The sequence below is a fragment of the Streptococcus parasanguinis genome, assembly GCF_015557775.1.
In the GTDB taxonomy this organism is placed as follows: Bacteria; Bacillota; Bacilli; order Lactobacillales; family Streptococcaceae; genus Streptococcus; species Streptococcus parasanguinis_AA.
Map to the genome: position 1 here is coordinate 84,289 of NZ_JADNOY010000007.1, position 23,078 is coordinate 107,366.

Genomic DNA, 23,078 nt, shown 5'->3' on the forward strand with positions numbered 1-23,078 from the left:
GTTTTTCTCCATTGTATCAGTTTCACAAGAAGAAACACTCCACTTTTTATAGAAAATTAGTGGCTATTCTTTATGAAATGGATGAATGATCACCCCTTGCACAACCCGATTGACGGTACCAGTCGGTGAAGGCGTATCTGGGCGATTTTGCACCTTGAGCGAAGTCAAGAGAGAAATCAATTGACCATAGATAATGTATGGGAAGGCACGGTAAATATCTAGTGAGTCTGCTGATGCTTCTACTAACACTTCCCGTACATGCTCAATCCCTGCAACTTGATCCGTCAAGAGGACAACTTGACGGGCAATTTGATCCCCTGCAACTTCTCGAACCAAGTCCAGATCATACTGACGGGTATAAGGATCAATGGAGCCAAAGACCAAGACGAGGGTTTGGTCATTGATGAGGGATTTTGGACCGTGACGGAAGCCGACAGGACTCTCATACATAGTCGCGATTTTGCCTGCGGTTAATTCCAAAATCTTGAGCTGGGCTTCATGGGCTAGACCAAAGAAAGGTCCTGCTCCCAGATAAATCACGCGCTCAAAGTCTAGATCGACCACTTCCTTGACCTCACGGTCCTTCTCCAAGATTTGCTCAGACAGATCAACCAGCTCTTCTACTCGTTTTTCCTTGATCTCTTCCTCACTTGGATCAAAGACCAAGAGAGCTGTCAAGAGCATGGAGGTGAAGCTAGAGGTCATCGCAAAGCCAGCATCATTGGTTTCTTTAGGTTGGAGAAACAAAAGATTGCGCTCATCTCCGTGGGCTTGCTGGGCCAGCTTTCCTTCTTCCGCACAGGTAATGGTGATCTGATAGAGCTCATCAACCAAGTCTTGAGCCAACTGCACGGTGGCGACACTTTCTGGCGAATTGCCACTCCGGGCAAAAGATACTAAAACCGTCGGAACCTCTTTTTTCAAATAGGTTTGAGGATGAGCTACGATATCCGTCGTCGCAATGGATTGGAAATTCCAGTGGCGTTCATCGTGCACTTCCTGCAAGTATGGAACCAAGGTATCTCCCACATAGGCTGAGGTCCCTGCCCCTGTCAAGATGACCTTGATATAGTCATGCTCTTGGCCAATCTTTTCTAAGAAAGCTTTGATTTCCGCTTTTCTTTCTTGATACAAGCGGGCTGTTTCTTTCCAAACCCTTGGTTGTTGGTAGATCTCACGTGTTGTGATCTCTGCTCCTAGCTCCTGCAAGTCTTTTTTTGTATAGTCTAACATAGAACCTGTTGTTCCTTTCTACAATCTAACGTTGATAAATGGGAAAGGAGCCTGAGATGATGCTCCCAGACTCCCATACCAACCTACTCATCTTCATCATCATCAAGGTTTGACAAGAGGTCATTGACCTTGACAATACTTTCTTTTGCACGTTCAGGGTAGTCCCCTTCATTACCAGTCAGGCTGCTATTGATGAATTCGATGACCATCGGAAGATTCATCCCTGCGTATAAGTCAATCGCACGCCCTTCAAGGATCAAGCGGCTCACGGTGTTGCAAGGAGTTCCTCCCAAGAGATCTGCAAATACAATATAGTCTTCTAGACCTTGGACTGTTGCTTCAAATTTAGCAGTAAAGTCTTCTGGTCCTTCTTCTGGTAAGAGTGCAACCGTATGGATGGATTCTTGTGGTCCCATAATCATCTCTGTGCTCGCTTTGAGCTCTTCACAAAAGCGACCATGGCTGACCAGTACTAACTCTTTTGCCATACCCTACTCCATTACTGCATGCCGAAGCAGAAATGACCAAAGGCAGAGAAGGCAATCGCTGCGACGATAATCAACAAGATAGCTTTAGTTGAGTTCATTCCTTTACGTCCAAGCAACCAGTAAATCACACCTGTGATAATAGCTGGAACCAAGCGTGGGAAGATCAAATTGAGCATGTCTTGGATATCGATGGCTTTGTCCCCGATGTGTGGCATCCAGGTTACATCCACATTGATCATCGTTGCAATCAAGGCACCGACCATGAAGATACCAAGTACAGAAGCTGCTTCGATCAAAGCTGTCAAGGTACTTTGCATGTTGTTGATTAAGTTGGTACCTTCTTTATAAGCGAATTCCAACTGTTTCCAACGGAAGATATCATAAGCAACTGCCACAGCAATCCAAAGGAAGATACCCCATGGTTGACCTTGTGACGCGATGGTTGCTGCAATAGATCCCATAATAGCTGGAACCAAAGATCCAAAGATAGAGTCTCCAAGAGGGGCAAATGGTCCCATGAGACCTGTCTTGATCCCGTTAACCGCATCTTTAGAGTTGACACCATCTTTTTCTTCCAAAGCCAAATCAAAACCAGTGATAATGGTGTGGAAGAATGGAGAAGTATTGAAGAATTGCGTATGCAATTTCATCATTTCTTTCAATTCAGGTGTGCCATCTCCATACATTTTCCGCAATTGTGGAAGAAGCATGTAAAGGTAACCAGAAGCCTGCATCCGTTCGTAGTTCCAACCTAATTGGAAGGTGAAGAGGCTACGTTTGTTGATTTGTTTAAAATCCTCTTTAGTGAGTTTGTAGTTATTAGAATTCGTCATCTTCAATTTCCCCGCTTTCTACATTGCTTGCTGGAGCAGCTACAACTGTACGTTGGCTGTTTTTAAAGTGTTGCACTGCAAGGAAGATACCGATGATGGCAACCCCGATCATAGATACAGATTTGAAGTTGTTTGTGAAGGCAACCATTTGTTCTTTTGGAAGTTTTGCAAACGCATCTGTTCCAAGCATAGCAGAAATTGCAGCACCAACACTTTGAACATTGCTGTAAAGCACTGTCAACATCGCTGTCAAGCCAAAACCAAGGGCAAGATAGTGAAGGTGACGTTTCACAGGCAAGTAGTGAAGCAAGATCGCAAATCCAAGACCAGGAAGCATACGTCCTGCAAGAGTCAAGCCGTTTGCGAACCATTGATATTTTGCAACAAAGTCAACAACAGATTGGACAAAAGCACCACCAAAGGCAAGAGCCAAGAAGACTGGAAGAGCACGAGAGAGAGCCCAAGGAACAGCACCAAGAAGGTAGTTGCGTTCAATTCCTTTATAATCAAAGCGTTCGATCGCCGCATCAATACGGTGTGCAAAGGCAGTAGTACTCATACGGCCAAGGATATCTGCATAGGTCAAGAGAGCAGCTACGGGAACGGCAATAGTTGAAATCGCAATTTCTGGTTTAATACCTTGCGCTACTGAAAAGGCAGTTGCAAGAACGGCACCAGAAGTGGCGTCAATACGAGAAGCTCCACCGAAAGTACCTACACCGAGCACTGTCAATTGGAGAGACGCTCCGATAAAGAGACCTGTTCCTAAATCCCCCATAACAAGTCCTGTAATGAAACCAGCAAAGACTGGTGAGCCTGCTGATGAAACAATCGTCAACTCATCACAGATTTGATAAGCTGAGTACAAAGTAAGTAGTAAAATTTGCCACCATTGTATCATGACAATTTCCTCCTAAAAATTTTCTTTTACTTTAATAACTTCATAAAGTCTTCTGCAGTGTCGTTTGGCACCATCTGAGACGTAATCTTTACACCTTTTTCGTGGATCTTGTTGAAGTCTTCCACGTCCGCGTCCACCACATTGATCGAGCGGGTAATCGCACGTGTCTCATCAGATTGAGACATATTGCCGACATTCAGCGTTTCAAGCTGAACACCTGCTTCGATCAAACGAAGGAAACGATCAGGTTTGCGAGCTACGATAAAGAGTCGTTGGCTATCATATTTTCCAGCCAAGATATTTTCCGCAGCCTTTGCGACTGGCAAGATACTGAGCTTAACACCAGGTGGTGTCGCTAGTTTCAAGCCACTTTTTTCAATATCATTTTGAGCGACTTCATCATCGATCACCATGATACGTGAAACATTTAGTTTGGTAGTCCAAAGATTGGCTACCTGCCCGTGGATCAAACGTCCATCGATACGGCATCCTACAATAGTCATAAGTTTTCCCCCTTTACTTCTTTGAATGTAGGTTGTTGAACAAGTTGAAGTGTCTCTTGGTACCGCCCTTCTGTCTCAAAGACGATCAGGCTATTGGCTCCTTCTTTGAGGAAGCCATGAGGCACGTAAAGTGAAGTGGTCGGTCCGACCTCCCAGAAGCGACCAAGGTTATGGCCGTTGACAAAGACGACCCCTTTCCCAAATCCTGTCATATCCAGATAAGTGTCAAGGGTGTGGTCCAGCTGAAAATCATATCGGTAAAAGGCTGGAGCACCTGTCTGCCATTCCTTTGAAAAATCGAGCTGACTGAGATCTTGTAAATCCAGTGGGTACTGCTTCCAATGAAGGTGGAAATGCAAATCCACACAGACACCTGTGCGAATGCCCTTGTGCTGGCTATCAGCTAAGAGCTTGTGGCCGTAGTTGACACGTCCCATATTCTCAAGCAAGATTTTTAAATTCGTAACCGCTTTCTTTTTTCCTTTGATAAAAAGATCTTCACCGATCTCTGTTTGGTATTGCGTTGCTACATGTTGATCATCCAGGTAAATCTGTACCCGATCCCGGCCATCAATGATGCGCAGTTTTTCTTCTTCCGCATCCAACTCAAGGTCTGTCTCATATAGCAGATAACCTGTGGTTTGCCCTAACCCTTCCATCTTTTCCGGATAGAGACTGGTTTTGACTTGAGCCAAATTGTCCAGATTCCCAAAAAGACTAGTCTTGGTTGCCAAATGTAAAGTCTGCTCTGGCAAACACTCTTTGATGAGTGGTTCTTGCTGTGGGTATTCCGGATAATAGGTCGCCATCATTTTTTGAATAGCATAATACTTCTCCGTCGGATTGCCCTGCTCATTGAGCAAAGCCCCATAGTCATAGGATGTCACCTGTGGCAAATCAAGCGTACCCCGAGCTGAGCAACCATTCATGAAGCCGAAATTGGTTCCGCCATGAAACATATAGAGATTGATGGAGCCGAGCTCCAAGACCTCATGTACAGCTTCTGCCAACTCCTCTGGGTCCCTTCGAATCACGGGTTCCTTCCAGCGGGTAAACCAGCCATCCCAGAATTCCATACACATCAAGGGCCATTTCTTGCCGTATTCGTCAAAGAATTCTTTCATCTGACCAAAGTTATAGGCTGCTTTGGAACCGAAGTTTCCCGTCACAAAGAGGTCTTCTTCAATCAGGGTTCCTGTTCTTAGCGTTGCTCGCCATGGCCCATCCGATGTAAAGAGAGGACAGGTCACGCCTTTTTCCTTCATCAAATCCCGAATGGCACGCAGATAATCCTTATCTTCTCCATAAGAGCCGTACTCATTTTCCACCTGCATCATGAGGATTGGACCACCTTGATCCACTTGGTAGGGTGTCAACAAGCCAAGCAAGCGATCATAATAACGATCCACCGCTTCGATAAAGGCTGGGTCTGATGAGCGGATTCGCAGGTCTTCTTCCAAGAGCCAGGCTGGTAATCCACCAAATTCCCACTCTGCACAGATAAAGGGCGACGGCCTTACAATCATGTAAAGTCCTAGGGACTGGGCTGTTTGAATGAAACGCTCTAGATCCAATCGACCACTAAAGTCAAACTGCCCTTTGCGGGGTTCATGCGCATTCCAAGGGACATAGGTCTCAACCGTGTTAAAACCTAAAGCCTTTAGATTATACAAGCTATGATACCAGTCTGCTGGGTCAATTCGGAAATAATGGATCGCTCCGGATAAAATCTTGAAGGGTTGATCTTTTAAATAGAAAGCATCGCGAATCTCAAAAACTCCCATAAATGCCCCCCTTTCTTATATGTAACCCTTTTCATTTATTAATATAATAAATTATTTAAAAAATGTCAACACTTTTATAAAAAATATGTTAAAATAGGGTTAAATAAGAGAAATCTAAAGAGAGGTAGCACTATGGCAATTCCAAAGTACCAACACATCAAAGATGAATTGAAGCAGCAAATTATCTCAGGAAAATTTGAAAATGGAGATAAATTTTATACGGAAGCTGAACTCATCAAAATTTATGATGTCAGCTCTATCACCGTTGTCCGTGCTTTGAACGACCTCGCCGCCGATGGCTACATTGTCCGTCAGCAAGGAAAGGGAACCTTTGTTTCTCGTGCTCGAAAACACAAACTGGTAGAATTTTCAGATGTTGAAACCTTCCCCATCCAAAAGGCCAAAGTCAAAGTTCTCTCTATTAAACGTGGAAATACCTTAAGCATCCTAGACAAACTAGGCCTCAACCCAACGCAATTCTATTATAAAATCGAACGGACTCGCCAGACAGGGGATGATACCTATATCTTCCACCAAACCTATGTTCCCGAACAATACATCAATCCAAACTATCCAAATTTGGAATACTACAGCTCTATCTATGATCGCTTCAAAGAAGACTACCACATTCATATGAATGACGAGCACTTCGAAGAAGTCAACGAAATCGTCTTTCCTACACCAAGCAAGATTGCTAAGGTATTGAAGATCGACGAAAATTTCCCAACAGTCAAACAAGTGAAGATGACCAAGCTAGAAGCGACTGGCCAAATCCTTGAATACACGGAAACCTATAAACGCGGTGACTACTACAAGATCAAGTTCATCTCCTGTGACCGCGATCACTAAGAACCAAAAAGACTGAGACATCTCGGTCTTTTTTATAGCTCCAGTATAGCATGTTGAAAACGATTTCTGAAGACCTCTTTAAAAATATATATAATTAGTGATAGTTTAGCTATAAAAAGTTTAAAAAGAGAGTGGGACAGAAATCGGTAATTCGTTAGAATTCGATTTCGTCGTCCCACCTCCGCACAGTTGAGTAGGGCTGTAAAAGCTGATGAAATCAGCGTATTAGAGCCCACTCAACCACTGCGTCTTGCTCGACAATACAAAAATAATTGAGAGGCTAGGACTTTTGTCCCAGCCTCTTTCGTCTATTTTTCAAATTCCCTTTTTCGTTGCGATTAGTCACCCAAACCGATGCGTTCGAAGATTTCATCCACCCGTTTGGTGTAGTATGTTGGGTTGAAGATTTCATCGATTTCTTCTTGAGTGAGACGTGAAGTTACTTCTGGATCTGCTTCAAGAAGTGGTTTGAAGTCTACTTGGTTATCCCATGATTGGGCAGTCTTCGGTTGAACAAGGTCGTAAGCTTGCTCACGTGTCATCCCTTTTTCAATCAAAGTCAACATGGCACGTTGGCTGAAGATCAAACCAAATGTAGAGTTCATGTTGCGGATCATGTTTTCTGGGAAGACTGTCAAGTTCTTAACGATGTTTCCGAAACGGTTGAGCATATAGTCAATCAAGATGGTTGTGTCTGGTGCGATAATCCGCTCAGCTGATGAGTGAGAGATATCACGTTCGTGCCAAAGGGCTACGTTTTCATAAGCTGTCACCATGTGACCACGGATCACACGCGCAAGACCGGTCATGTTTTCAGAACCGATAGGGTTCCGTTTGTGAGGCATTGCCGAAGATCCTTTTTGACCTTTGGCAAAGAACTCTTCCACTTCCCGTTGTTCAGATTTTTGAAGACCACGGATTTCTGTAGCCATACGCTCGATAGAAGTTGCGATGCTCGCAAGAACTGCAAAATACTCAGCATGAAGGTCACGAGGAAGCACCTGTGTAGAGATTTCTTGAGCACGGATACCCAATTTATCGCAGACGTATTTTTCAACGAATGGTGGAATGTTGGCAAAGTTACCAACCGCACCAGAAATCTTACCAGCTTCCACACCAGCAGCCGCATGCTCGAAACGCTCGATGTTACGTTTCATTTCGCTATACCAAGTGGCCAATTTAAGACCAAAAGTTGTCGGCTCCGCATGCACACCGTGGGTACGCCCCATCATGATGGTGAACTTGTGCTCCTTGGCCTTGTCAGCGATGATATTAAGGAAGTTTTCAAGGTCACGACGAATGATGTCGTTAGCCTGCTTGTAGAGGTAACCGTAGGCCGTATCCACCACGTCGGTAGAAGTCAACCCATAGTGGACCCACTTGCGCTCTTCACCAAGAGTCTCAGAAACCGCACGTGTGAAGGCCACCACATCGTGGCGAGTCTCTTGCTCAATCTCCAAAATACGGTCGATGTCAAAGTCCGCTTTCTCGCGAATCAAAGCCACATCTTCATTAGGGATTTCCCCCAACTCAGCCCATGCCTCGTCAGCCAAGATTTCCACCTCAAGCCAAGCACGGTATTTATTTTCTTCAGTCCAAATATTCGCCATCTCGGGGCGAGAGTAACGTTCGATCATGTTGTTTTATTTTCCTTTCTGTTGATATTTCACATCAGCTAAGCAACCGATGGAAATCTTATTCAAATTCTTCTTTCCCAATCCACACAGATGGATAATGATCTAGTGTATTCAAATCCGTATCCAGCGGGGCATCATAGATAGCTAAATAGTTATCAGGATATTGTGCAACTAGCTCTTCATACTTCGCTTTCACTTTTTCGTGATTGCTACTAGCATACAAAACTTCGACGACTGCTCCAGTCTTCTCTTTTTCGACAAATGCGTTGACGATGAGTTGTATCATAAAACCTCCTAAATCGAAATGCCCTTCATATTTGCTTCCAGAATAGGCATCTTGACACCTAACTCCTTACCAGTCTGATAGACACTTTGACAACAGTAGAAAATATCCTGTTTATCATTGTGTAAGGTCATGATTTTTCGTGTCAGCTCATTTTTCGCAAACATGATTTTCATGGCTTTTCCTGCAATCCAAGCGGGAATTTTGTAAGGTAAAAGTTCAGCTTTATAAAGCTTCAAATTTACACCACGTGCTTCTACGACTTTCAAAGCCTCTCGAATGACCTTGATGGCCAATGATAATTCCGAAGAACTATTCATCAAGTTCAGAGCCAGCTGTTCTGGATTTTCCAAATTCCCCGAACGCGCAGCTGTCGAAGTGACACCTGCATTAATCGCCATGTGAATCCAAATCCACTCGACCATATCATGAGGCACTTCCCACTTCAAATCTGCAGAAGTCAGTAAAGTCGTCAGATCACCATAGTTAGAAATGTGTGCTTTTTGCTCACCTTCTAACATTAAATGATCAAATAGGACACCATCCAAATGGTCCTCTTGCATGTGACCGCCCGCTGTCGGAAAGGCCAAAATATAGTCGTAATCCCCTGCCCACTCTTGGACCTCTTTTCGAGTATCCCAGAAATTGCAGAAGAAAACGAGAGTGCCTTTGATATTATTCTTTTGCAAGGTCTCCACAGCTTCTTTGACAAATCCATGGCGCACACTGAGAAAAATAAAATCATATTCCGAATCGACTTCTGCCACACGAACCTCATAGGTGTCGTGCTTATTTTCACCCTTGGAATGATAGCGACCATCTAGCAGATCAACTGACAACTCCTTCGTAGCAGTGGTTTTCCTACTATCTCTCAGTACGTGTTCCACCTGATGACCTGCTTTTTGGAAGGCGTAGGCATACGTCGTCCCGATCACTCCAAGTCCTAAAATCGCTATTTTCACTTAAAAATCAATTCCTTTCCTTCAGTAGTTGTCTGGCTTCTCTTGTTTAACAAATGAGTTGACGATGAGTTGAATCCTAAATTCTCCCCATTCAATTTAAATACTATTCTTCCTCAGAATCTTCGTAAACACAAAATTCAATCGAAAGTTTTATAGGGCGACTTGTTAATCCAAAACTCTTTATATAATCATAGACCTCATCATCATCGCGGATATGCTTTATAACTAATTGATTATTTGTTATCTCTACAACATGGATCCCTTCTGCATCAGGAATTTCTGGAATCCCTACATCGTCCGCATAAGTAAATGTTAGAGTAGTAATATCATCTTCGAATACATCATCGAATTCTTCTACCATTTTAAAAATCAATCCCTTTCCCAAATTCCTCAACTTCATCAGGCTCATCACTAAACAAAGTCACATGTCCCATTTTGCGGTTGTGCTTTGCTTCTAGTTTACCATATAAGTGGAGGTGAGCGCTTGGATTTTCTGTCACATATGTTTCAGCAGCTTCGACGTGTTGGCCGAGTACATTAAGCATGACAGCAGGCGCATGAAGGTGGATTGCTGGGAGTGGTGCTCCGAGAACACCCAAGATGTGGGTATCAAACTGAGAGAAGTCGCATGCTTCAATTGAGTAGTGCCCTGAATTGTGTGGACGTGGCGCGATTTCGTTGACGATGATATCATCAGCTGTCGCAAACATTTCTACACAAAGAGTTCCAGACAAGTTCAGTTGTTCTGCGATTCGCACTGCCATGGCCTTGGCTTTTTCAGCTAGACTTTCTGAAATGCGAGCAGGCACAATGGTTTTTGAAAGAATGTTGTTGCGGTGGATATTTTCCTGAACGGGGAAAACCGTCACGTCCTTGCCATTTCCAGACACGATGACCGAAATTTCAAGATCAAAGTTGACAAATTCTTCCAAGACACAGTCTGCCGAGTCAGCTAGCGCATAGGCTTCTTCCAAATCTTCTTCTGAACGAATGACCTTCTGACCATGGCCATCGTAACCACCGGTCGCCGTCTTGAGAACATAGTTTTTCGAGAGGTCGATATCTGACAAGTCTTTGCTTGAGGTCACGACCTTGTAAGGAGCCACAGTGACTTGTGCCTTCTTGGAAAGAAAGTCCTTCTCAAAAATGCGATTTTGGGAGATGCGAAGCAGGTCTGTCCCTTGTGGGAGTTGTCCATCTTTGATAACGGCATCCAAACCATCAGCATCCACATTTTCAAATTCATAAGTGAGAACATCACAGCGATCTGCCAACTGACGAAGGGCATCCACGTCGTCGTAAGGAGCTACGATGATTTCCGCCACACGAGAGGCTGGGCAATCAGCTGCTGGATCCAGTGCGATAACCTTGTGCCCCATGTAGATAGCTGAGATTGCCATCATCTGACCGAGCTGGCCACCACCGATAATCCCAATGGTTTTAGTTGAGCTCATTTGTAGACTCCTCTGCGATTTTTCCTTGTTCTTCTGCGAAATCCGCTAACGCTGTCGCAATAGCCTGGTCCTCTACCGAAAGAAGACGGAGGGCAAAGAGGGCGGCGTTAGTCGCACCAGCTTCACCAATCGCCATGGTTGCAACAGGTACCCCACCTGGCATCTGAACGATAGAGTAGAGCGAATCCACACCACTAAGGGCACGAGACTTGACGGGTACCCCAATAACCGGAAGGGTAGTCTTGGCTGCGACCATCCCTGGCAAGTGAGCTGCGCCACCTGCACCCGCGATGATGGCCTTGATGCCACGGCTACGTGCTTCTTCGGCATGTTTGAACATGAGGTCAGGCGTCCGATGGGCGGAAACAACTTTCTTTTCGTAAGCGACACCGAAGTTATCGAGGACTTCAGCTGCTTTTTGCATGGTTGCCCAGTCAGATTTTGAGCCCATGATGATGGAAATTACTGGTTTAGTCATAATTTTTCCTTTTTCTTTTTTTGATAATGGTCTTAGGTGGTGGGGACGGAAGCAAACCTTCGGTTTCATTCCTAAACTTTGAGCCTAAGGTCTCAAAGTTTCCCCCGACCAGAACAGATGCTGTTCTGGTCTTTTCACCACGGCGACCATTATCGTGTTTGGCGACTTCGTCGCCTAATATAGCACTAATATTCAAAAACTCGAAGAAAACCACAGAGTGACAAGGCAAAGCGACGAAGATAGAACTAACGTTCAGCAAGGAGCTTTAACACAGGCAATCGAAGGTTTTCAAAGAGTTTTATTTGTTAGCCTTGCTACCGATATCCGTACGATAGAAGAGGCCTTCTGTGTTTTGTTTGTCGAGTTGGTTGTAGATGATGTTTTGGCCGTCTTTGACGGTGTCTGCTGTGGTAACCAGCATGTAGACGCGTCCGCCGTTTGAGAGAAGGTCTTGACCATTTTCAGCGAATTTGGCACCAGCATAGTAAGTGATGATGTCACCATCTGTCTTGGCTGGAAGTTTGACACCCTTCTCATAAGCGAGTGGGTAGCCGTTTGAGGCCACAACCACGCCTAGTGTCACACCCTTGTTCGTCCACGTGATGGCTGGCTCTTTGCCATCCAAAATATCAGTGATATTTTGTGCAAAGTCAGATGTCAAACGAGGCAAGATGATTTGCGTTTCAGGATCTCCAAAACGAGCGTTGAACTCGATGACTTTCGGTCCATCAGCTGTCAAGATAAGCCCCGCGTAAAGGACACCTAGGTACGGACGCCCTTCTTTGATCATGCCTTCAAGAACTGGCTTGACAATGGTGTCAACCGCTGTGTCAACCACGCTCTGTGGCAAGTGAGGAACTGGCGCATAGGCACCCATCCCACCAGTGTTAGGGCCCTTGTCCCCATCATAAGCACGTTTGTGGTCCTGAGCCGTTGGCATAATGTAGAATTTATCTCCATTGACAAAGGCAAAGAGAGAAAACTCTTCCCCGTCAAGAAATTCCTCGATGACCACACGCGCACCTGAATCACCGAATTTATTGTCTAAAAGCATCTCGTGAGCGGCTTCGATGGCTTGCTCAACTGTCTCCGCAACGACGACACCTTTCCCTAGGGCCAAGCCGTCTGCCTTGACGACGATTGGAGCTCCTTTTTCTTCGATGTAGGCCTTGGCTTCTTCGAAATCTGAAAATGTGCCATAGGCTGCTGTCGGAACGTCGTATTTGACCATGATTTCCTTAGCAAAATCCTTGGACCACTCCAGCTCAGCCGCAGCCTTGGTCGGACCAAAGGCTTTGAGACCAGCTGCATTGAAGTCATCCACAATTCCAGCTGCAAGGGCATCATCTGGACCAATAAAGGTCCAAGCAATATCGTTGACTTTTGCGAAATCAATCAGCTTAGAATGTTCGGAAATTCCGATATTGATCAAATCCAGACCGTCTAATCGCATCCCATCATTACCAGGAGCCACAAAAACCTGCTCAACGTCTGTAGACTCCAACAATTTCTTAGCAATCGCATGCTCACGACCGCCAGATCCAACAACCAAAAGTTTCATCTCGAACCTCTTTTGCGAATTATTTTATTAAATTATATCATAATCGTTCGTTTTATTCTAATGATTTCAGCAAAAGTCTCCTATTTTCAGTAGAATCCAAACATTTTTTGCTATTTTCTCCTATTTCTCATTTTTTTCCGAATAGTATAGGTGAGACCTACTAATTGACGAAAAGGAGTATTATGCAAACAATCAAAAAATTTGTCGTACTGACTTGTGCGACATGGGGGATGCAAGCCTCTATTGCTCATGCAGATCAAGCGACCAATGCTATCTATGCCGAAAAAGGGCAGCTGATGATTCATCTTGGAAACGTCCCGGATAAATATCAAAAGATCCAAGTTCCCGTCTGGTCTGACCAAAATGGTCAAGATGACCTGATTTGGTATCCTGTGCAACGCAGTGACAAGGGATTTGACCTACAAGTGCCATTGACCAACCATTCTGATCAAGCCGGACTTTATCATGTCCATGTCTATGGGGTGGAGGCAAATGAACAGTTAACCAGTCTTTACCCTCTCACGACCAGCGTCCAGCAAAAAGACCTGGCTTCTTCCCAGCCCAAAATCACGATCACACCCATCTCCTCACAAGAATTTGAGGTAGACCTGAAGTTATTCGAAGACGTTGACGAAATTGTCTTCCCCATCTGGTCTGAAGAAAATGGGCAGGATGATCTGGTCTGGTACCCCGCAAAGAAGATTGCACCTGGACATTTCCAACTTCGCTTTCAGGCTCAAAAACACAAGGGAAGTGGTCTATTTCATCTCCACGTATACCAGAAAAGCCAGGGACAATTAAAAGGGCTATTCCCCACTACATTTCAAGTAGAAAAGGCAAAGCTAAAGCTCACTCCACTCGCAACACATCCGGGAAACACCTATCCCATTGGTGAGTGCACCTGGGGAGCCAAAGAATTAGCCCCTTGGGCCCACAACTGGTGGGGAAATGGCGGCATGTGGGCAACTAGTGCACGCGCTGCTGGATTCCGGACAGGAGACACTCCAGAGGTCGGCGCTATCGCCTGTTGGGACAATGGAGGATATGGCCATGTCGCCTTGGTTACGGACGTCGAACATGACCAAAAAATTCAGATCCAAGAGGCTAACTACAACGGCCATCGCTATATCGACAACTTCCGCGGTTGGTTCGATCCGACCAACCCTATCTGGGGAACCGTCACCTACATCTACCCAGATTAAGGTCTTCTTAACCAACAAAAAAGGCACCATCCATTGATGCGTGCCTTTTTTGATTAATGTCTAAAATGTCTCACTCCTGTGAAGATCATGGTCAAGCCGTATTTATCAGCCGCTTCGATTGACTCTTGGTCACGAACTGATCCACCTGGCTGGATGATCGCTTTAATCCCTGCTTTAGCGATTTCTTCCACATTATCTGCAAATGGGAAGAAGGCATCTGAAGCAAGAACAGCACCATCAAGACGGTCTTTGGCTTGGTCAATAGCGATGCGGACAGATGCCACACGATTGGTTTGACCTGGGCCAACCCCAAGGGTCATGTGGTCATTGGTCACGATGATCCCATTTGATTTGACGTACTTGATCGCCTTCCAAGCAAACTCAAGAGCTGTCGCTTCTGTCTCAGTTGGTTGGCGTTTCGTCACCACTTGCCAGTCAGCTGGACTTTCTTTCACCACGTCTTGGTTTTGAACGAGGAGACCACCAACAACACCAGTGTATTCTGCTTCCACTTCACTAGCATCTTGAGCGTCAAATGGTAGCTCAAGAATCCGCAAGTTTTTCTTCTTGGTAGTCAAGATTTCAAGCGCTTCGTCTGTGTAGCTTGGTGCAATGATGATTTCAAGGAAAACACCATGCATCTTCTTAGCTGTCGCAACATCTACCTCGCGGTTGAGAACGACGATACCACCGAAGATGGATACTGGGTCAGACTCATAAGCGTAGTCCCAAGCAGTTTCGATGTCGTCAGCTTGACCAATCCCACATGGGTTCATGTGTTTAAGAGCCACAACGGTTGGACGGTCTTTGAAATCACGGATGATCCGGATAGCGGCATCCGCATCACGGATATTGTTGAAGGACAATTCTTTCCCATTCAACTGTTTAGCGGAAGCAATAGAGTAATCCGTTGGCAAAGCTTTTTGATAGAAGTCTGCGTCTTGTTGAGGGTTTTCCCCATAACGCATTGGTTGCTTGAGATCATAAGTCAGAGTGAGTTTTTCAGGTTTTTCTTCACCCACTTGAGCAGTGAAGTATTCTGCGATCAAAGCATCATAGGCTGCTGTGTGGCGGAAGACTTTCGCTGCCAAGCGTTGGCGAGTTTCGTAACTTGTTTCGCCGTTGGCTGCCAATTCGTCCAAAACCACAGCATAGTCAGCAGGATCTACCACAACTGTTACGCTAGCGTGGTTTTTAGCTGCTGAACGAAGCATAGATGGTCCACCAATATCGATGTTCTCCACCGCGTCAGCGTAAGTCACGTCCGGTTTGAGAATCGTTTCCTTGAATGGGTAAAGGTTGACCACAACAAGGTCGATCAACTCGATATTATTGTCCTTAGCAGCCTCTAGGTGACTATCGAGGTCACGACGAGCGAGCAGACCACCATGGATATTTGGATGAAGAGTCTTCACACGACCGTCCATCATTTCTGGGAAACCAGTCACATCGTCGATGGCAATGGTATCTACCCCAGCATTGTCAAGGGCAACTTTAGTCCCACCTGTTGAGATGATGTCCCAACCGAGTTTTTTGAGTTCTTGGGCAAATTCAACAATACCCGCTTTGTCTGAAACACTAATTAGTGCGCGTTTAGTCATTTTTTCTTTCTTTTCCTTTTTTAAAAAGTTCTTTATCTGCTACAGTCGAAAATGTTCTTTCCAATCAATGGCTTCCTTATTTTCGTGCTACTCCCAAACGTTCCAAGACTTCTGGATAGAGCTTGTACTCTGTTTCGTGGATGCGAGTTTCGAAAGTATCAAGGGTATCACTTTCTAGACGTGGCACACGGACTTGTTTGATGACCTTACCAGTGTCCACACCAGAATCCACCCAGTGAATGGTCACACCGCTCTCAGCAACGCCTGCATTCCAAGCATCCTCAATACCATGAGCACCAGGGAATTCAGGGAGATAAGCCGGGTGAATATTGATGATACGGCCTTCATAAGCTGCTAGCAAGGTTGGACCGACGATTTTCATATAGCCGGCCAAACAAACTAGGTCAATCTGGTGCTCATCCAAGAGTTTAACGATAGCTTCTTCATAAGCTGCTTTATTATCAAATTCCTTGAGTTCAAAGGCATGGCTCACCACGCCAAGGTTTTTGGCACGTTCTAAGACATAGGCATCCCGGTGATCGGAAAAGACAAATTCTACTGGAAATTGTTCCGCAATCACCTGAAAGTTTGAGCCGTTGCCAGAGGCAAAAACAGCAATTTTCATATTCGATACAAAGGGACGTTTCGGCTAGCCGAACAGTTTCGTAGAAAAATAGGAAATCATTGCTGGGTGCTTGCACACAAAATGATTTCTCTTTTTTCCTAGAAAATAAGTCCCGTGTTCAGTTAGGCTAGCTAACTAAACACTCCTTTCTACAATTTCTCCGTATAAAATGGTGATAGCACCATTATTTAATCACCACACTTGCGCCATCTTTCTTCACAATCCGACCAATTTCATAAACAGGTTCGTCAAGAAGTTCTTTGACACGTTCCACATTTTCTGGTTTCACTGCAAGCATGAGACCAATCCCCATGTTAAAGATTTCAAACATTTCTTCATGTTTAATTTGGCCATATTTTTCAAGAGCTTTGAAAATTGGAAGAACTGGGACTTTGCTTTCGTCAATTTCAGCAGCCAAGTCATCTGAGAACATCCGTGGTACATTTTCGATGAAACCACCACCTGTAATGTGGGCAATTCCGTTGACCAATTCTTCTTTGATGAGTGGTAATGCTGCTTTGACGTAGATACGAGTTGGCTCCAAAAGAACGTCTTTAAGTTTCTTCCCTTCCAATTCTGGGAGAACTTCTTCACCTGTGTAATCCGCAAAGACACGACGAACAAGTGAGTAACCATTTGAGTGGATACCGCTTGAAGCAAGTCCAAGAATCACATCCCCTTCAGCTACTTTTGAACCGTCAATGATTTGAGATTTTTCTGCAACACCGACAGCAAACCCAGCCAAATCATAGTCATCTTCACCATACATACCAGGCATTTCAGCCGTTTCTCCACCGATAAGGGCTGCACCAGCCTGCACACAACCTTCTGCAACACCAGCAACGACTTGCTCTAATTTAGCAGGTTCATTTTTACCAGTTGCGATATAGTCAAGGAAGTAAAGGGGCTCCGCACCTGCAGCGATGATATCGTTAACACACATGGCCACACAGTCTTGACCGATCGTATCGTGTTTGTCGTACTTGATGGCAAGCATCAGCTTAGTACCAACACCATCTGTACCTGAGATCAAAACAGGCTCTTTGACACCTGTTTTTGAAAGATCAAACATGCCTCCGAAACCACCAAGAGCTCCCATGACACCCGCACGTTCCGTACGAGCAACGTGTTTTTTGATCCGTTCAACAACTTCATAACCCGCTTCAACGTCTACACCAGATTGAGCGTATGCATTCTTATTTGTCATTTTTTAATCCTTTTCTTTTTTTGAGAAAGAGTGCGACGTATTTTTAGATAAACAATTATTTTATCTAAAAATACTAGTCAGGTCTCTAGCTTTGGTCCAATAGGGCAAAGCGTCTACTGACAAATGCTTTAGCTTTTAGTCAGTAGTGAGACGTGGAGCATCAGCATTTTTATTTGTCATTTGTTTCATTCCTTTTCTTTTGCACTGCTCTTAATAGAAAGAAGTATGTTCTTTCAAACTTTCCACATAGCGTTCTTCGTAGTCATATAAAGGCGTTGGATATTTTCCATCAAAGTAAGCCACACAAAGACCGCCATTTGGAGCATCTGTATCAATTCCAATAGAATCAATCAAGCCATCGATTGACAAATACGTCAAGCTATCTGCACCAATAATATCGCGTGTTTCCTCTACTGTGTGATTGGCAGCAATCAATTCCTTACGTGTTTGAATATCGATCCCGTAGAAACATGGGTAGGCAAGGCCTGGGCTACCGATTGCTACGTGGACCTCTGTAGCTCCTGCTTCTTTCAATAACTTCACAATTCGACGTGATGTTGTCCCACGTACGATAGAATCATCAATCATGACAACCCGTTTGCCTTTCACGACACCGGATACGGCAGAGAGCTTCATCCGAACCCCTTGCTCCCGTAGTTCTTGTGTTGGTTGAATAAAGGTCCGTTGGGTATATTGGTTTTTAATCAAGCCCATTTCATTTGGTAGGCCAGATTCTTCCGCAAATCCCATGGCTGCGCTAAGTGATGAATTAGGTACACCGACCACAATATCTGCTTCATGTTTGAATTCACGTGCCAATTGAGCGCCCATACGTTTACGTGCTGTATGGACATTGACCCCTTGGATATTGGAGTCCGGACGGGCAAAGTAGATATACTCCATCGAGCAAACAGCCAATTGGGTGTCCGTTGTATAGTTATCGTAAGTGATGCCGTTATCATCGATGATCACGACTTCACCTGGATTCACATCGCGGATCCACTCAGCACCAACCACTTCAAAGGCACAGGTTTCAGAGGAAACTACGATAGCGCCATTGGCCATTTTCCCAATCGAAAGAGGACGGAAACCATTTGGATCCAAGGCCGCAATCAGCTTATCTTCCAGCATGAGAAGGTAAGCAAATCCACCTTTCACCGTATTCAAGGCTTCTTTCACCTTACCCATGAAAGAAGGGTTGTGGCTCCGACGAATCAAGTGGGCCAAGATTTCTGAATCAGAAGTTGAGCTAAAGATCGCTCCGTTATTTTCCAACTCCCGTTTGAGGGACTTGGCATTGGTCAAATTCCCGTTGTGGGCTAGTCCAAACTGGGTATCATGAAAGCGAAAGAGGAAGGGCTGGATGTTATCCACCGAAGCTTCCCCAGCTGTTGCATAGCGAACATGGCCAATCGCTCCCGTTCCTGTTAACTTATCCAAGTTAGCAGGATTTCGAAATACTTCTGAGAGAAGACCCGTATCACGATACCGTTTTAGTTGACCCGCATCATTCGAAAGGATCCCCGCCCCTTCTTGACCACGGTGTTGAAGACTGTGTAATCCGAAATAAGTCAGTTTTGCAGCATCTGGGTGTCCCCAGATCCCAAAAATACCACATTCTTCATTAAGAGATTTAACTTCGTATGTCATTTTGTATACCTTTTATTTTCCAGTAAAGTATTGAACCGCTGATGCAAAGAGATGTTGGTCTTTATTTCCTGGAATATTTTGGAAGAGACCATCTTCGAAACGTTCTGAGTGACCCATTTTCCCGATGATTTGACCGTTCTTGCTGGTAATACCTTCGATCGCATGGACAGAACCATTTGGATTGTATTTTGAATCCATGCTTGGTTTCCCTTCGAAGTCAACATATTGGGTAAAGATTTGACCATTGTCACGAAGCTCTGCGAATTCCTCAGCTGTCACGACAAATTTACCTTCACCGTGTGATACTGGAATGGCATGGATGTCACCAACTTCTACTCCGACAAGCCATGGTGAGTTGGTGTTGGCAATCCGTGTTTCAACCATCTTAGCCACGTGTTGGTTGGCATCATTGTAGAAGAGGGTTGGACTCGTGCTGCTTGCATCTTCAAAGTTACCGTATGGAAGAAGACCTGATTTAACAAGGGCTTGGAATCCGTTACAGATACCAATAATCAAACCACCACGTTCGATGAAGCTATCAATGGCTGCACGTACTTTTTCATTGAGCAAGATGTTCACGATAAATTTAGCTGATCCATCTGGTTCATCCGCTGCTGAGAAGCCACCTGCAAAGAAGATAATGTTAGCTTTTTCGATATTGTCAACCATAGTGTCAACAGACTTGACAATAGCTTCTTCATTCAGTGTGACAAATGGTACCAAGTTGACTTTTGCACCTTCTTTTTCAAAGGCCTTAGCTGAATCGTACTCAGAGTTAGTACCTGGGAATACTGGGATGTAAACCACTGGTGTATCAACTGTTTCTTTAGCTTTGATCACAGCATCTGATGCTACAGCAGGTACTTCTTCCAACTCAGTTGCCTGTGCAAATTCCGTTGGGTAAACCTCTTCCAATTTACCTTGGAAGGCACTGTCAAGTTTGTGTCCATCAATCGTTACACCGTTGACAGTAAGTGTAAAGTCAGTCACTGTTTGTCCAATCTTGGCAACACCTTCAATTTCTTCAGGCGATGTGAAGACGAATCCACCCAATTGGGCTGTCAAGCTAGTGTCAAGATCATCTAATTCAACGTTAGCTCCGATATGGTTACCAAATGTTGCAAGGGCAAGAGCTTCAACCACACCACCATATTTAACAGCTGATGCTGCTGTCACTTTGTGGTCAGCTTGGATGGCTTCAAATTGAGTAAAGTTAGATTTAATAAGATCGAAGTCAATTTCTTGTGCCAATGCTTGACCTGGGATGTAGTAAATATTTTCACCAGCAGCTTTGAATTCTGGAGAAAGAACCTTACGGCTATCTGCAGTTGTCACCCCAAAAGCAACCAAGGTTGGTGGAACTGTTAATTCTTCAAAGGTTCCAGACATAGAGTCCTTACCACCGATAGATGGCAAGCCAAGTTGAATCTGAGCTTCAATGGATCCAAGAAGAGCTGATACTGGTTGGCCAAAGCGCTCTGCTTGTTTATCCATCCGCTCGAAATACTCTTGGTAAGAGAAACGAGCCTTAGACCAGTTTGCACCAGCAGCAACCAAACGAGCGGTTGCTTCGATGACCGCATAAGCCGCACCATGATATGGAGACCATTCGGCGATATAAGGGTTAAACCCTTGCGCCATAACAGAAGCAGTTGTTGTCACGCCGTGTTGAACTGGCAATTTCTGTACAGAAGCTTCCGTTGGTGTGATTTGGTAGCGACCACCAAGTGGGTGATTGACTGTTGAACGACCAACTGAGCTATCAAAGATGGTTTGTAACCCTTTTTGACTGGCATGGTTCAGGTCAGCCAAGACTTCAAGAGTATCCGCTTCAAGGGTTTCAGCAGATGTTTGACGTTCTTCTGGAAGCTTGACATCCTTGTCAACCACCTTAGCATCCACAACCACACGTACACCGTTTGTATCAAGGAAACGACGTTCCAAATCAACGATGGTTTCACCATTCCAGTGCATGACAAGATTTGGTTTCTCCGTCACTGTCGCAACGACAACAGCATCAATATTTTCTTTGTTACATGCTGCAACGAAGGCATCTACATCTTCTGGACGAACCACTACAGCCATCCGTTCTTGAGATTCTGAGATAGCAATTTCTGTACCGTTCAAACCTTGGTATTTCAATGGCACTTTGTCTAGATCAATTTCAAGTCCATCTGCTAATTCACCGATCGCCACACAGACACCACCAGCACCAAAGTCATTTGATTTCTTGATCAAACGTGTCACTTCCCCATTACGGAAAAGACGTTGAATCTTACGTTCTTCGATGGCATTCCCTTTTTGAACCTCAGCACCAGCTGTCTCAACAGATTCAACTGTTTGAACTTTAGAAGAACCTGTCGCACCACCGACACCGTCACGTCCAGTTTTCCCACCGAGAAGAATCACGACATCACCTGCTTCAGGTTTTTCACGGACAACATTTTCTTTAGGAGCCGCACCGACAACTGCACCTAGCTCCATACGCTTAGCAACGAAACCTGGGTGGAAGTATTCACGAACATAAGTTGTTGCAAGACCAATTTGGTTACCGTATGAAGAATAACCATGAGCCGCTGTTTTAGAAATCACTTGTTGTGGCAATTTACCAGCGCGAGTCGCTGAAATTGGAGCTGTAATATCACCAGCACCTGAGATACGCATAGCTTGGTAAACGTAGGAACGACCTGACAATGGGTCACGAATGGCACCACCGATACAAGTAGCCGCACCACCAAATGGTTCAATCTCCGTTGGGTGGTTGTGTGTTTCATTCTTGAACATAAGAAGCCATGGTTCTTTGACACCATTGACATCCACTTCAATTTCAACTGAGCAGGCATTGATTTCATCAGACACTTCCATGTCATCCAAACGACCATTAGCACGCTCATAACGGCCAAAAATAGTCGCCATATCCATCAAGGTTTGAGGTTTTTCTGTACGTCCCAACTCATCACGCATGGCAATATACTTGTCATAAGTCGCTTGCAATTGTTTTTCAAATTTAGAAGCTGAGAAATCGATGTTTTTTAACTCAGTTTCGAAAGTTGTGTGACGGCAGTGGTCAGACCAATAAGTATCCAAAACCTTAAGCTCAGTCTCAGTTGGTACACGTCCAATGGATTTGAAGTAATCTTGAATGAAGAGAAGGTCATCCACTTCCATTGCCAATCCTTGCTCAGCCTTATACTGTGCAAAATCTTCTGCCGTATAAGTTTCAAAGAAATCCAAGCTTGGAATGGTCTTGTCAGACTCAGAGAAATCCTGTTTCGCAATACCAACAGTGATATCTTTGAAACGAGAATCCACTGGGTTCAAAAGGTAGTTTTTAACAGCTTCCAACTCATTCGCATCGATATCCTTGTTAACCAAGTACAATTGCGCTGTATTCACTGTTACGTCATTTGAACTACCAAGCAAAAGCAAAGCTTCTTGTGAAGATGCCGCACGTTGGTCAAATTGACCCGGCAAACTTTCAATCGCAAAGAAAGCATATTTCTCAAAATCAGCCTGAACCGCAGCTTCATCCAGAACAGTATCGGTCACTTGCTCAGAGAAGATATGTTTTTCCGCACGCGCAAACAAGTCCTCTGCCAAACCAAAGACATCGTAAACTTGAACAATACGAAGATCATTCAAGGTTTTCAACTGAAGATTATGCTGCAATTCTTTTACTAAAGAGTCCGATTTTACACGAAAATCAGCTTTTTTCTCAACGAAAATACGTTTATCCATTTTATTTCCTTTATTTCTATTCAAACATGTTATCGAAGACGAAGGTTTTCTATTTCAAAAAGATCACTTCAAACCTTGCAATTTTTCCA

Annotated in this window: 20 protein-coding genes; 2 read left to right on the forward strand and 18 right to left on the reverse strand. The window is 44.5% G+C overall.

Features of this window, described 5'->3' with window-relative positions:
• Positions 1 to 63: 63 nt before the first annotated feature.
• The 6 genes from I2F76_RS09280 to I2F76_RS09305 all read right to left on the reverse strand — a co-directional run bounded on the left by I2F76_RS09280 (position 64) and on the right by I2F76_RS09305 (position 5,742).
• Complete coding sequence (locus tag I2F76_RS09280; RefSeq protein WP_195487725.1) at positions 64 to 1,233, reverse strand: SIS domain-containing protein; 1,170 nt, start codon at positions 1,231 to 1,233, stop codon at positions 64 to 66.
• 83 nt (positions 1,234 to 1,316) lie between these two features.
• Positions 1,317 to 1,721, reverse strand: a complete 405-nt coding sequence (locus tag I2F76_RS09285) for a PTS sugar transporter subunit IIA (RefSeq protein ID WP_003002366.1) — start codon at positions 1,719 to 1,721, stop codon at positions 1,317 to 1,319.
• Positions 1,722 to 1,732: 11 nt separating this feature from the next.
• Positions 1,733 to 2,554, reverse strand: coding sequence for a PTS system mannose/fructose/sorbose family transporter subunit IID (locus I2F76_RS09290; protein WP_003002374.1), 822 nt, complete (start codon positions 2,552 to 2,554; stop codon positions 1,733 to 1,735).
• A complete protein-coding gene (locus I2F76_RS09295) occupies positions 2,541 to 3,455 on the reverse strand; it encodes a PTS mannose/fructose/sorbose/N-acetylgalactosamine transporter subunit IIC (protein WP_003013827.1) in 915 nt (304 codons plus the stop codon). The genes I2F76_RS09290 and I2F76_RS09295 overlap by 14 nt, the downstream gene beginning before the upstream one ends.
• A 26-nt stretch (positions 3,456 to 3,481) precedes the next feature.
• Positions 3,482 to 3,958, reverse strand: a complete 477-nt coding sequence (locus I2F76_RS09300) for a PTS system mannose/fructose/N-acetylgalactosamine-transporter subunit IIB (protein ID WP_003009322.1) — start codon at positions 3,956 to 3,958, stop codon at positions 3,482 to 3,484.
• Positions 3,955 to 5,742: a glycoside hydrolase family 35 protein gene (locus I2F76_RS09305; RefSeq protein ID WP_049490663.1), complete on the reverse strand. Its 1,788-nt coding sequence runs from the start codon at positions 5,740 to 5,742 to the stop codon at positions 3,955 to 3,957. The genes I2F76_RS09300 and I2F76_RS09305 overlap by 4 nt, the downstream gene beginning before the upstream one ends.
• Before the next feature lie 132 nt (positions 5,743 to 5,874).
• Between I2F76_RS09305 and I2F76_RS09310 the strand changes: the two genes are divergently transcribed.
• Positions 5,875 to 6,591 (forward strand): GntR family transcriptional regulator, encoded by a 717-nt coding sequence (locus I2F76_RS09310; RefSeq protein WP_195487726.1) that lies wholly within the window; start codon positions 5,875 to 5,877, stop codon positions 6,589 to 6,591.
• A gap of 338 nt (positions 6,592 to 6,929) precedes the next feature.
• Here I2F76_RS09310 and purB read toward each other — a convergent pair whose 3' ends face one another.
• From purB to purD, 7 genes are all read right to left on the reverse strand, one after another.
• Positions 6,930 to 8,228, reverse strand: a complete 1,299-nt coding sequence (gene purB / locus I2F76_RS09315) for an adenylosuccinate lyase (protein WP_195487727.1) — start codon at positions 8,226 to 8,228, stop codon at positions 6,930 to 6,932.
• 58 nt (positions 8,229 to 8,286) lie between these two features.
• Positions 8,287 to 8,514 (reverse strand): hypothetical protein, encoded by a 228-nt coding sequence (locus I2F76_RS09320; protein WP_000615432.1) that lies wholly within the window; start codon positions 8,512 to 8,514, stop codon positions 8,287 to 8,289.
• Between the two features lie 8 nt (positions 8,515 to 8,522).
• Positions 8,523 to 9,473, reverse strand: coding sequence for a ketopantoate reductase family protein (locus I2F76_RS09325; protein WP_000684302.1), 951 nt, complete (start codon positions 9,471 to 9,473; stop codon positions 8,523 to 8,525).
• 103 nt (positions 9,474 to 9,576) lie between these two features.
• Complete coding sequence (locus I2F76_RS09330) at positions 9,577 to 9,834, reverse strand: hypothetical protein (protein WP_195487738.1); 258 nt, start codon at positions 9,832 to 9,834, stop codon at positions 9,577 to 9,579.
• 1 nt (position 9,835) lies between these two features.
• On the reverse strand, positions 9,836 to 10,927 hold the full coding sequence (gene purK / locus I2F76_RS09335; protein ID WP_045760091.1) for a 5-(carboxyamino)imidazole ribonucleotide synthase: 1,092 nt from the start codon (positions 10,925 to 10,927) through the stop codon (positions 9,836 to 9,838).
• On the reverse strand, positions 10,914 to 11,405 hold the full coding sequence (gene purE / locus I2F76_RS09340; RefSeq protein WP_195487728.1) for a 5-(carboxyamino)imidazole ribonucleotide mutase: 492 nt from the start codon (positions 11,403 to 11,405) through the stop codon (positions 10,914 to 10,916). Before purE ends, purK begins: the two co-directional genes overlap by 14 nt.
• Positions 11,406 to 11,703: 298 nt before the next feature.
• A complete protein-coding gene (purD, locus tag I2F76_RS09345) occupies positions 11,704 to 12,966 on the reverse strand; it encodes a phosphoribosylamine--glycine ligase (protein ID WP_195487729.1) in 1,263 nt (420 codons plus the stop codon).
• Between the two features lie 182 nt (positions 12,967 to 13,148).
• On the opposite strand from purD, the gene I2F76_RS09350 reads away from it, so the two are divergent.
• Positions 13,149 to 14,168: a GBS Bsp-like repeat-containing protein gene (locus I2F76_RS09350; RefSeq protein WP_195487730.1), complete on the forward strand. Its 1,020-nt coding sequence runs from the start codon at positions 13,149 to 13,151 to the stop codon at positions 14,166 to 14,168.
• Positions 14,169 to 14,221: 53 nt separating this feature from the next.
• Here the strand turns inward: I2F76_RS09350 and purH are convergent, their stop codons facing one another.
• The 5 genes from purH to I2F76_RS09375 all read right to left on the reverse strand — a co-directional run bounded on the left by purH (position 14,222) and on the right by I2F76_RS09375 (position 22,989).
• Positions 14,222 to 15,769 carry a bifunctional phosphoribosylaminoimidazolecarboxamide formyltransferase/IMP cyclohydrolase gene (gene purH / locus I2F76_RS09355; protein ID WP_195487731.1) on the reverse strand — a complete coding sequence of 516 codons (1,548 nt, stop codon included), beginning with the start codon at positions 15,767 to 15,769 and terminating at the stop codon, positions 14,222 to 14,224.
• A 76-nt stretch (positions 15,770 to 15,845) separates the two neighbouring features.
• On the reverse strand, positions 15,846 to 16,394 hold the full coding sequence (gene purN / locus I2F76_RS09360) for a phosphoribosylglycinamide formyltransferase (protein ID WP_195487732.1): 549 nt from the start codon (positions 16,392 to 16,394) through the stop codon (positions 15,846 to 15,848).
• A gap of 184 nt (positions 16,395 to 16,578) precedes the next feature.
• Entirely contained in the window at positions 16,579 to 17,601 is a 1,023-nt protein-coding gene (gene purM, locus I2F76_RS09365; protein ID WP_031574112.1) for a phosphoribosylformylglycinamidine cyclo-ligase, read from the reverse strand.
• A gap of 210 nt (positions 17,602 to 17,811) precedes the next feature.
• Positions 17,812 to 19,251, reverse strand: a complete 1,440-nt coding sequence (purF, locus tag I2F76_RS09370) for an amidophosphoribosyltransferase (protein WP_195487733.1) — start codon at positions 19,249 to 19,251, stop codon at positions 17,812 to 17,814.
• A 12-nt stretch (positions 19,252 to 19,263) separates the two neighbouring features.
• On the reverse strand, positions 19,264 to 22,989 hold the full coding sequence (locus I2F76_RS09375) for a phosphoribosylformylglycinamidine synthase (protein WP_195487734.1): 3,726 nt from the start codon (positions 22,987 to 22,989) through the stop codon (positions 19,264 to 19,266).
• Positions 22,990 to 23,078 lie beyond the last annotated feature (89 nt).